The organism is Kitasatospora sp. NPDC057904, from assembly GCF_042887925.1.
Taxonomy (GTDB): domain Bacteria; phylum Actinomycetota; class Actinomycetes; order Streptomycetales; family Streptomycetaceae; genus Kitasatospora.
In genome coordinates, this window is record NZ_JBHVOL010000013.1 from 112,975 (window position 1) to 117,362 (window position 4,388).

At 71.4% G+C, this 4,388-nt stretch carries 3 protein-coding genes; 1 reads left to right on the forward strand and 2 read right to left on the reverse strand.

Annotation, left to right across the window (positions count from 1 at the left end; translation table 11 throughout):
* Positions 1-18: 18 nt before the first annotated feature.
* Positions 19-1,506, forward strand: coding sequence for an SPFH domain-containing protein (locus ACFVSN_RS29540; RefSeq protein WP_387594063.1), 1,488 nt, complete (start codon positions 19-21; stop codon positions 1,504-1,506).
* A gap of 126 nt (positions 1,507-1,632) precedes the next feature.
* Here ACFVSN_RS29540 and ACFVSN_RS29545 read toward each other — a convergent pair whose 3' ends face one another.
* Together ACFVSN_RS29545 and ACFVSN_RS29550 are read right to left on the reverse strand one after the other, a co-directional pair.
* Positions 1,633-2,979: an MFS transporter gene (locus ACFVSN_RS29545; RefSeq protein WP_387594061.1), complete on the reverse strand. Its 1,347-nt coding sequence runs from the start codon at positions 2,977-2,979 to the stop codon at positions 1,633-1,635.
* 199 nt (positions 2,980-3,178) lie between these two features.
* Positions 3,179-4,051 (reverse strand): N5-glutamine methyltransferase family protein, encoded by an 873-nt coding sequence (locus tag ACFVSN_RS29550; RefSeq protein ID WP_387594059.1) that lies wholly within the window; start codon positions 4,049-4,051, stop codon positions 3,179-3,181.
* Positions 4,052-4,388: the final 337 nt, after the last annotated feature.

The window sequence follows — 4,388 nt, forward strand, 5'->3', positions numbered from 1 at the left end:
AGGAGGGGGAGAGCCGCTGTGGAGCCGGTCCTCATCGTTCTGATCATCTTGGTGGCACTCGTCATCAGGACGTTGTTCAAAACGGTTTACATCGTTCGGGAGGCCAGCGCCGCCATCGTGGAGCGCTTTGGGCGCTACACCCGCACGCTAGACCCCGGTCTGAACTTCGTCATCCCGATCATCGACAAAGTTCGCTTCCGGGTCGACCTGCGTGAACAGGTCATGGCGGTTCCGCAGCAGCAGGTGGTCACGCAGGACAATCGACGCGTCGACATCGACATCTTTGTCTCCTACCAGGTGTCCGATGCAAGGGCCGCCACCTACGGCGTGACCAGCTACGTCCAGGCAATCGAGCAGCTCACGGTCGCCACGATGCGCCGCACCATCGACGGCATGGACCTCGAACGGGCCTTGAACTCCCGAGAGGAGATCACCATGGACCTGCTCGCTGCGCTTGATCGGGACACCGCCCGCTGGGGTATCCGGGTCCACCGAGTCGAGTGCAAGATGGGCGCACTGCCTACGCTCATCCAGGATCCGACACCGCAGCAGGCTCACGCTGACCGGTACAGGGGTCCCGTCGCCCCGACACATGGTGATGGGGTGGCGCCTGGTACGCCGCAATCGCTCGTGCGGTCGGGCATCGCCCCCGGGCACCGTCCGCTGCGGCAGGATGATCCTCGCCGTATCGGCCGCTACCGGCTGACGGCGGTACTGGGGCAAGGCGGAATGGGCACGGTCTACCTCGGCCAGTCGCCGGGGCAGCGCCTGGTCGCGGTAAAGGTCATCCGGCGGGAGCTCTCCGAGGATACGACCTTCCGGAAACGCTTCGCCCGCGAGATCGAAGCCGCAGGCCTCGTCGGTGGGTTCCACACCGCGTCAGTGGTCGACGCCGATCCCCACGGCGACCCGCCCTGGCTGGCCACCGAGTACATCCCCGGCCCATCACTGCACGAGGTCCTCAGCCAGCAAGGGGCCCTGCCCCCGAGGACCCTGCACACCCTCGCTGTCGGCGTCGCCGAAGCGCTTGAGCGCATCCACGCCCGCGGCATTGTCCACCGCGACCTCAAGCCAAGCAACGTCATCATCTCCAGCTCGGGACCCCGCATCATCGACTTCGGCATCGCTCGCGCCCTCGACAGCATCGGACTCACCAGTACCAACTATGTCCTCGGCACGCAGGGGTTCCTCGCTCCGGAACAGCTCACAGGCGCGCCGATCACACATGCCACGGATCTCTACGCCTTCGGCATGGTGTTGTGCCATGCCGCAGGAGCCGCGCCGCTCCCGGACGGCGAATCCCTGGAATCTGCTCTCAGCTTGTTACCCTCTCGGTTTGTCGGTGTCATCACCCGGTGCCTCGACCACGATCCCAGCCGCCGTCCGACTGCGACCGACGTACTCGAACTGCTATCCCGAAGCGACCAGTCGACAGGCGATTGGTTGCCGCTCCCAGTGCGCACGATGGTTGACCTGTACAACCCTCTTACCATCGCAGCACCTTGAAGCCCCCGCGCGTTCGATGGTGATCAATCTGCGGATTCGCCCTCCCAGTGGGCTCTGATCCGGTAGACCGCCTTGCGCGGCGCGAGTGCACCTGACGGACACCGTGTTGCATCGGAACCCAGGTGATCACCGGTGAGAGAACATTCGCCGCCGAACCGGCCCGCCGCATCGCTTGATTGAGTGAAGTGCAGAGAAGCGCCCCACGTCGTAACTGTGGCGCTGCTGCTCGGCGTCAGGGCCTTCCGTCGGCTCCCCGCCGATCGGGGCCGGGAGCGCGGAGCGGCGGCGGCCGCGCAGCCCGGTCGCGGCGGACAGGACGACGGGGGCCGCGGCCAGGGCGAAGCACACGGGCAGGGGCAGCCGCCCCACCAGCAGCCCGGCGCCGGCCGTCGCCGACGACGAGCCGGCGTTGAGGGCCGTGTTCACCCATGCGCCCGCCTTGGTGCGCGCGCCCGGGCGGGCGCACTCGTCGGCGATCAGATACGCCGTCGTGACGGCCGGGGCCACGAAGAGCCCGCCCAGTGCCGCACCGACGATGAGCACGTAGGGGTGGGGCGACAGACCGGTCGCCGCCAGGACGAGCCCCAGCGCGACCGCGAGCACCGACAGCCGGAGCCTGCTGGAGCTGCGCCACGGGACGGCGCCGTAGACGAGACCGCCGACGGCACTGCCCGCCGACAGCGCCGCCAGGACCCACGGCACCGCGTCCGGGACGTGCCGTGCGTCGGCGACCGCGATCACCAGGAGGTCCAGGGCTCCCAGGGCCACGCCCACGCCCGCCGCGACGGCGATCGCCTGCCCCGGCCCGGGACGGCCGCCCGGCCGGCCGGGCGTTCCGCCGTCCTCGGTCTTCCCCGCAGCGGCCCAGCCGCCGGCCGCCGGGGAGGTGGCCAGCGCGAGTGCTCCCGTCAACGCGAGGGCGGCGCTCACCGCGAGACCCACCGACGGCACGGCCACCTTCACCAGCACACCCACCAGCAGGGGTCCGGTGACGAACAGGAGCTCCTCGGCCACCCCGTCCAGGCTGTACGCGCGCTGCAGCAACCCCCGATCAGGGACGAGGGCGCTCCACAACGACCGCATCACCGGACCGAGCGGCGGTGTGGCGGCCCCGGCGGCGCCGGCGAGGACGCCCAGCACGACCGCCGACGCGCCCGACCACGCAGTCGCCAGCGCCAGCGCGGTCAACAGCGCCGCGTAGCCGGCGGCCATGACCGGCAGCACGCGGCGCGGTCCGTACCGGTCCACCAGGGCAGCGCGGGCTGGAGAGAGAAAGACACTGGTGAGGCCGAACACGGCCATGACGCCGCCGGCCGCGGCGTAGGAGTCGGTGGCCCGTCGGACCGCCAGGACCAGTGCGAGAGAGACCATTCCGTACGAAAGGCGGCCCAGCAGCGCCGCGCCGAACGTGCGGCGGGCGTAGGGGATCCGCAGCACGGCCGCGTACGACCGTGCCGTGAGAGGCGAAGACATGAACGTGTTCCTCGGGAATGCGCGAAGACGTGTGCGTGGGCAGCAAAAGGCCGCGCCCGGACGGGACGCAGCGACGGCGGCTTCTACGCACAGAGGAGGAACATGCCTGCGAACGTATCAGATCTTGCAGCCGAAAGAGACCGGGGCGCCTCCCGCACTGTGCGCGCACGGTGCGGGAGGGGCCCGGCCGTTGGCGTTCTCAGGCCTCGGTCCGGACGGCCGAGGAGTACAGCGGCCAGCCGTCCTGGTCCGGGCGGCACGTCACCTCGGCGAAGCGGCCGGACTCCCGCAGCAGCGCCGGCACCGTCGCGCCGTGCAGGTGCCCGTGCTCGACCACCAGCGCGCCGCCCGGCCGCAGCATCCCGGCCGCCGCCTCCACCACCTGCCGCACGACCCGCAGGCCGTCGGCGCCGCCGAACACGGCCTGGCGGGGCTGGTAGCGGCCGAATTCGTCCGGCACGTCGGCCGTGTCCGGCATGAACGGCGGGTTCGCGAGCACCAGGTCGGCCCCGGCCGCCAGGCCGGTGAGCGCGCCCGCCCGGTCCGCCGGGCCCTCGTGGACGGTCACCCCGGTGTCCCCGAGCGCGGCCCGACGGGCCGCGTTGCGGCGGGCGAAGTCCGCGGCGACCGGATCGAACTCGACCGCGTGCACCCGGGCGTCCGGCCGCGCGTGGGCGAGGGCCAGCCCGATCGCGCCGGAGCCAGCGCACAGGTCGACCACCGTCGGCGCCTGCGTCTCCGCGACGGCCTCCAGGCCCGCCGCGAGGACGAGCTCGCTGTGCACCCGCGGCACGAACACCCCCGGCCCGACGAGGAGTTCCAGCCCCCCGAACACGGCCCGCCCGGTCAGGTGGCCGAGCGGCACGCCGTCGGCTCTCCGGCCGACCAGGTCCCGCAACCGCCGCACCGATCTCCCGTCGAGCTCCCGCCGCGGATCCAGCCCGCCCGGCTCCACCCCGAGCACCCGCGCGGCCAGCTCCTCCGCCTCCCGCCGCGCGTCCGGCCCCACCGCGCCCTTCTCAAGTATCAGCACGGCCTCGTCGAGCAGATCCCCGAGCATCGTCGTCCCCATCCGTAGCCTCCAGGCCCCACCGCACGGCACCCACCGCCGCACGCTACCGCCAACTGTGCGGCCGCGGTGGCTAGGTGAGCGTCCAAATCTCTTGTCCTGAACGGTGGTTGGACGCTCGGGAACCTACGGTCGGCCTGGAGTCCCGGCCGTTCGCCTGCCTCCGAAACATCATCTGCGTGCCCTCAGGCTCACTCGCATGAGCTCGATCAGAGCCTCACGGCTCGCGTAGTGGTCGGCTTGCGGTCGGCGAAGTGCGCGCGGACCGCGTCAAACCGCGACGTCGCGGGAGCCCGGGGTGGGCTCCCGCGACGCGGGGGTGGGTGCGGGCGGGCCGGGG